Source organism: Neisseria flava, from assembly GCF_982712965.1.
On sequence record NZ_CEXQBZ010000123.1, the window covers coordinates 25,522 to 32,350 of the forward strand.

At 56.2% G+C, this 6,829-nt stretch carries 5 protein-coding genes; 2 read left to right on the forward strand and 3 right to left on the reverse strand.

What is annotated here, in order from left to right; all coding sequences use genetic code 11:
* The first annotated feature begins 116 nt into the window (after positions 1-116).
* Positions 117-2,909, forward strand: coding sequence for an isoleucine--tRNA ligase (gene ileS, locus AC5M9B_RS09090; RefSeq protein ID WP_487648533.1), 2,793 nt, complete (start codon positions 117-119; stop codon positions 2,907-2,909).
* 237 nt (positions 2,910-3,146) lie between these two features.
* Here ileS and miaB read toward each other — a convergent pair whose 3' ends face one another.
* Positions 3,147-4,475 carry a tRNA (N6-isopentenyl adenosine(37)-C2)-methylthiotransferase MiaB gene (gene miaB, locus AC5M9B_RS09095; RefSeq protein WP_003743791.1) on the reverse strand — a complete coding sequence of 443 codons (1,329 nt, stop codon included), beginning with the start codon at positions 4,473-4,475 and terminating at the stop codon, positions 3,147-3,149.
* A 201-nt stretch (positions 4,476-4,676) separates the two neighbouring features.
* Positions 4,677-5,084 (reverse strand): hypothetical protein, encoded by a 408-nt coding sequence (locus tag AC5M9B_RS09100; RefSeq protein WP_070512607.1) that lies wholly within the window; start codon positions 5,082-5,084, stop codon positions 4,677-4,679.
* A gap of 212 nt (positions 5,085-5,296) precedes the next feature.
* On the opposite strand from AC5M9B_RS09100, the gene hemL reads away from it, so the two are divergent.
* A complete protein-coding gene (gene hemL, locus AC5M9B_RS09105; protein ID WP_455007703.1) occupies positions 5,297-6,580 on the forward strand; it encodes a glutamate-1-semialdehyde 2,1-aminomutase in 1,284 nt (427 codons plus the stop codon).
* 31 nt (positions 6,581-6,611) lie between these two features.
* Here hemL and AC5M9B_RS09110 read toward each other — a convergent pair.
* Positions 6,612-6,829, reverse strand: a 218-nt coding sequence (locus AC5M9B_RS09110) for a hypothetical protein (protein ID WP_487648534.1), incomplete at its 5' end; no start/stop codon positions are given.

The following is a 6,829-nucleotide window of genomic DNA, read 5'->3' on the forward strand; positions in this document are numbered from 1 at the left end:
AACCCCTTATAAAAACAATACAATTCCGCTACAATAGCCCTTTGCATTTTTTCAGAGGACCTTGTTTGCAAAACGTCGTCTGAAACCGAAATACCGAAACCATAGAGAATCACAACATGACCGATTACAGCAAAACCGTAAACCTGCTCGAAAGCCCGTTTCCGATGCGCGGCAACCTCGCCAAGCGCGAGCCTGCGTGGCTGAAAAGCTGGTACGAGCACAAACGCTATCAAAAACTGCGCGAAATCGCCAAAGGCCGTCCGAAATTCATCCTGCACGACGGCCCGCCGTATGCCAACGGCGACATCCACATCGGTCATGCCGTCAACAAAATCCTCAAAGACATCATTATCCGCAGCAAAACCCAAGCCGGTTTCGACGCGCCTTATGTGCCGGGCTGGGACTGCCACGGCCTGCCCATCGAAGTGATGGTGGAAAAGCTGCACGGCAAAGACATGCCCAAAGCGCGTTTCCGCGAATTGTGCCGAGAATATGCCGCCGAACAGGTTGCCCGCCAGAAAAAAGACTTCATCCGTCTGGGCGTGTTGGGCGACTGGGACAACCCCTACCTGACCATGGATTTCAAAACCGAGGCAGATACCGTGCGTATGCTCGGCGAAATCTACAAATCGGGCTATCTCTACCGCGGTGCGAAACCGGTTCAGTTCTGCTTGGACTGCGGCTCTTCGCTGGCGGAAGCAGAAGTGGAATACAAAGACAAAGTATCTCCTGCGATTGACGTTGCCTATCCGTTTAAAGACACCGCCGCGCTTGCCGCCGCATTCGGTTTGGCAGGCATCGAAGGTAAAGCGTTTGCCGTTATCTGGACGACCACGCCTTGGACGCTGCCTGCGAGCCAAGCCGTATCTGCGGGTGCGGACGTGGTGTATCAATTAATCGATACGCCCAAAGGCAAATTGGTGCTGGCGAAAGATTTGGCAGAAGACGCGCTCAAACGCTACGGTTTTGCTTCAGACGACCTCAACGTCCTCGCGGAAACCACCGGCGACAAGCTGGAAAACCTGCACATGAATCATCCGTTCCTCGAACGCGATATTCCCATGCTCAACGGCGAACACGTTACCACCGACGCCGGTACGGGCTTGGTGCACACCGCCCCCGCGCACGGTTTGGAAGACTACGCCGTCTGCAACAAATACGGTATCGAGCTTTACAACCCCGTCAACGCCGAAGGCAAATACATCAGCGAAACGCCGCGCGTCGCAGGCATGAGCGTTTGGGAAGCGAATCCCGTCATCCTGCAATGGCTGGAAGAAACCGGCAACCTCTTGGCAAGCAGCAAAATCGAACACAGCTACGCCCACTGCTGGCGCCACAAAACCCCGCTGATTTACCGCGCGACAGGCCAATGGTTTATCGGCATGGACAAAGCCGGAAGCGACGGCAAAACCCTGCGCGACAAAGCCATCAAAGCCGTGGACGACACCGAATTCTTCCCGTCTTGGGGTCGCGCGCGCCTCGAAGCCATGATCGAAGGCCGCCCCGACTGGGTCGTTTCGCGCCAACGCTATTGGGGCACGCCGATGACCTTCTTCGTCCACAAAGAAACGGGCGAGCTGCATCCGAACTCCGCCGAACTTTTGGAGAAAGTAGCACAACGTATCGAAGAAAAAGGCATCGAAGCATGGTTCTCACTCGATAAAAGCGAATTGTTAAGCGCAGAAGACTGCGAAAACTACGACAAACTTTCCGACACGATGGACGTATGGTTCGACTCCGGTTCGACCCATTACTCCGTCTTGAAACAGCGCGAAGAATTGGACTGGCCTGCCGACCTCTACCTCGAAGGCAGCGACCAACACCGCGGCTGGTTCCAATCCTCCATGCTGACCGGCTGCGCCTCATCCATGGGACGCGCCCCGTACAAACAGCTTCTGACCCACGGTTTCGTGGTTGACCAAAACGGCCGCAAAATGTCGAAATCCATCGGCAACGTCGTCGCGCCGCAAGAAGTCTATAACGAATTCGGCGCCGACATCCTGCGCCTGTGGGCGGCATCCACCGATTACAGCGGCGAATTGGCGATTTCCAAAGAAATCCTCAAACGCGTCACCGAAAGCTACCGCCGCATCCGCAACACCTTGAGCTTCCTGTTTGCCAACCTCAGTGATTTCGACCCGTTTGAACACGCCGTACCGCAAGCGGACATGGTCGAAATCGACCGCTACGCCTTAGTGTTGGCGCGCCAACTGCAAGAGCGTTTGGCGGGTGACTACTATCCACGCTACGCCTTCCACTTCGCCGTGAAAGACATCGTCGCCTTCTGTTCGGAAGACTTGGGCGCGTTCTACCTCGACATCCTGAAAGACCGCCTCTACACCACCCAAGCCGACAGCCACGCCCGCCGCAGCGCGCAAACCGCCCTGTATCACATCACGCGCAGCCTGGTTCTCTTAATTGCACCGATTTTGTGCTTCACCGGCGAAGAAGCGTGGGACATCATCGGCGGCGGCGAAGAAGACAGCGTCCTCTTCCACACTTGGCACGAGTTCCCACCCATCAACGAAAAAGCCGAAGCCGAACTGGTGAAAAAATGGACGGCAGTCCGCGAAGCCCGCGAAGCCGTAACCGCCGCCATCGAGCCTTTGCGCGCCGACAAAACCGTCGGCTCGTCCTTGCAGGCAGAAGCCGAAATTACCGCGCCGGAAGCCACCGCCGACTACCTGAACGCCTTAGGAGAAGAATTGCGCTTTGCCCTCTTGGTGTCCAAAGTCGAAGTCAAAACCGGCAGCGAACTTGCCGTTACCGCCAAAGCCAGCGACGGTGAAAAATGCGAACGCTGCTGGCACTACACCCACGACATCGGCTCAGTCGCAGGCCATGAAACCATCTGCAAACGCTGCGCCGAGAATGTCGATGGCAAAGGCGAAGAGCGGCATTACGCTTAAGTGCTGCCGACATTTGATTTTCGAAGTGGATTTTTGTTTGAAAAGCGGCAAAATCAAGCTGGAAACCGCAGCAAGATTGGATACCTTGCGAGAATTTCCAACGCGGAAGATGCCGCTTTAAGAACAAAAAGATACAGAAATTATTGAATATCGACAGACTCTCAGGTCGTCTGAAAAAAGGTCGTCTGAAAACCAAGATACAGGTTTTCAGACGACCTTTGCTATGGCGGAACGGCTTTACGCTTCGACCGGTTTGCCGCGCAGGGAGAAGGTGTAGGCTTCGGTGATTTCCAAATCGATCATTTGGTTGATCATATCGGGTGTGCCGGTGAAGTTGACCACGCGGTTGTTGGCGGTACGGGCTTGGAGCTGGTCGGGGTCTTTTTTGGAGATGCCTTCGACCAGACAGCGTTGTACGGTGCCGATCATGGTTTGGTTGATGCGGGCGGTTTCGGCTTCGATGACTTCGTTCAGGGCTTCGAGGCGGCGCACTTTTTCGGCGTGCGGGGTGTCGTCCGGCAGGTTGGCGGCGGGCGTGCCGGGGCGCGGGCTGTAAATGAAGACGAAGCTCAAATCGAAGGCGATGTCTTTCACCAGCTTCAGGGTTTGCTCGAACTCGCGCTCGGTTTCGCCGGGGAAGCCGACGATGAAGTCGCTGCTCAGGCACAAGTCGGGGCGGATGGCGCGCAGTTTGCGGATGATGGATTTGTATTCCAAGGCGGTGTAGCCGCGTTTCATCGCGCTCAATACGCGGTCGGAACCGCTTTGAATCGGCAGGTGCAGGTGCGACACCAGCTTGGGCAGATCGCGGTAGCACTCGATAATCGAGTCGGTAAACTCGCGCGGGTGGCTGGTGGTGAAGCGCATACGCTCGATGCCGGGGATTTCGTGGACGATGCGCAGCAAGGTGGCGAAGTCGCAGATTTCGCCGTCTTCCATTTCGCCGCGATAGGCGTTGACGTTTTGTCCCAAGAGGTTGATTTCTTTCACGCCTTGTTGGGCGAGGTTGGCGATTTCGGTCAAAACGTCGTTCAGCGGGCGGGAGAACTCTTCGCCGCGGGTGTAGGGGACGACGCAGAACGAGCAGTATTTGGAACAGCCTTCCATGATGGACACGAATGCTGCGCCGCCTTCGACGCGGGCGGGCGGCAGATGGTCGAATTTTTCGATTTCGGGGAAGGAAATATCGACTTGAGACAGGCCGCTGGTTTCTTTATCCACAATCATTTTGGGCAGGCGGTGCAGCGTTTGCGGGCCGAAAACGACGTCCACATAAGGCGCGCGTTTGATGATGTTTTCGCCTTCTTGGGAGGCGACGCAGCCGGCAACGCCGATGATGAGGTCGGGATTTTTTTCTTTGAGCGGGCGCACGCGGCCTAAGTCGGAGAACACTTTTTCCTGCGCTTTTTCGCGCACGGAGCAGGTGTTGAAGAGGATGATGTCGGCTTCGTCGGCTTCGGTCACTTGTTCGATGCCGCCGTTTTCTTCGGCGAGTACGGCGAGCATTTTTTCGCTGTCGTATTCGTTCATTTGGCAGCCGAAGGTGCGGATAAATACTTTTTTCATGGTTTGTGTCTTTCTCAGGTAGCCCGTAATTGCGGGGCTGATTGTTATAAAAATCTTCATTTCAGACGACCTTTGGAACGTGGGCAGGTCGTCTGAAACGCAGATTCGTCAGGGCGCAAAAATGCGCGGTTGCGCTGCTGCGGCTGCAACAGCCAACCACGCGGTGTGTGTTTGGGTCGTCTGAAACGGGCAAACGACGGCTTATTGCGCGTCTTTTTTAACCTCGTCGCGGACTTCTTTTTGCGCGGTAAAACGGGAGGCTTCGTCGTCGGTCAAAACCCACACTTCGCGCACGAGGGCGTTGGTGTCGTTGTGTTTGAACGCGATGGTTTTGCCGGTTTTGCCCGCCAGCCGCCCCATCGGGATGAAGCGGTCGTTTTCGTCGTGGATTTTGGTGAAACGGGTGATTTGCAGCTTGGCGGAATTGCCGTCGGCAATGCCCAGCGTCAAGAGGCGTGTCCATGAGAAGCCGCCACGGCTCACTTTCAGATAAGGCAGTTCGACCTGTTTTAAAACCGCCGCGTCCATATCGCTCGGCAGCTTGCGCTGGGCGGCGTAGGAGGCGGTGGAAACCAAAAGGGTAAGCATTAAAATGAATCCGCGTAACATGATGTTTTCTTTATGGTATAAATGGGTGCGGATTATAGCACAAACGCTTCAAATATGAACAGAGTGATTGTTTTTACAGAACAATTTTCATTTTCAGATACGGCGTTGCGCCGTAGCAGTTTGGGCTTTGGAGGTCGTCTGAAACGGCTGGTGCGGGCAATCTGATGATAAAATACCGCTTATTTTTCAGACGACCTCAGAAAGAATCCGCTATGAACCGTAACGAAATCCTGTTTGACCGCGCCAAAGCCATCATCCCGGGCGGCGTAAACTCCCCCGTCCGCGCATTCGGCAGCGTCGGCGGTGTACCGCGCTTCATCAAAAAAGCCGAAGGCGCGTATGTTTGGGACGAAAACGGCACGCGCTACACCGATTACGTCGGTTCGTGGGGGCCCGCGATTGTCGGACACGCGCATCCCGAAGTCATCGAAGCCGTGCGCGAAGCCGCCTTGGGCGGTTTGTCGTTCGGCGCGCCTACCGAAGGCGAAATCGTCATCGCCGAAGAAATCGCCAAAATCATGCCGTCGGTCGAACGGCTGCGCCTCGTCAGCTCCGGCACCGAAGCCACCATGACCGCCATCCGCCTCGCGCGCGGCTTTACCGGACGCGACAAAATCATCAAATTCGAAGGCTGCTACCACGGCCATTCCGACAGCCTGCTCGTCAAAGCCGGCAGCGGCCTGCTCACCTTCGGCAACCCGTCTTCCGCAGGCGTTCCCGCCGACTTTACCAAACACACCTTAGTCCTCGAATACAACAACACCGCCCAGCTCGAAGAAGCGTTCGCCCGCAACGGCGACGAAATCGCCTGCGTCATCCTCGAACCCTTCGTCGGCAATATGAACCTGGTCCGCCCGACCGAAGCCTTCGTCAAAGCCCTGCGCGAATTGACCGAAAAACACGGCGCCGTGTTGATTTACGACGAAGTGATGACCGGCTTCCGCGTCGCGCTCGGCGGCGCGCAGTCGCTGCACGGCATCACGCCCGACCTGACTACGATGGGCAAAGTCATCGGCGGCGGTATGCCGCTTGCCGCATTCGGCGGACGCAAAGACATCATGGAATGTATTTCCCCGCTGGGCGGCGTGTATCAGGCAGGCACCTTGTCGGGCAACCCGATTGCCGTCGCCGCCGGCTTGAAAACGCTCGAAATCATCCAACGCGAAGGCTTCTACGAAAACCTGACCGCCCTGACCCGCCGCCTCGCCGACGGGCTTGCCGCCGCCGCCAAAGCGCACGGCATCGAGTTCACCGCCGACAGCGTGGGCGGCATGTTCGGTCTGTATTTCGCCGCACACACCCCGCAAAACTACGGTGACATGGCGCGTTCCAATATCGACGCCTTCAAACGCTTCTTCCACGGCATGCTCGACCGCAACACCGCCTTCGGTCCGTCCGCCTACGAAGCAGGCTTCGTCTCCGCCGCGCACACGCCCGAGCTGATTGACGAAACCATCGCCACCGCGCATCAAGTGTTCGCAGAAATGGCGAAGTAGGGCGAAGCGGATCCGCAGAAGCAGGTGTGATTTACATAGCAAAGGTCGTCTGAAAACTCGAATTTAGGTTTTCAGACGACCTTTTAAATTTGAAGCGATACCCGAAAAATACCTTATCTTCCCCCGCAAGCCTGATGTCGGTATTCGACAACGCTGTAATCAGGAAGCAGCCGCATCGAAGGTCAACATTCTGCGGCATACAGGAAACAACAATCATATCCGCTTTAAAGGCAAGGTCGTCTGAAAGCC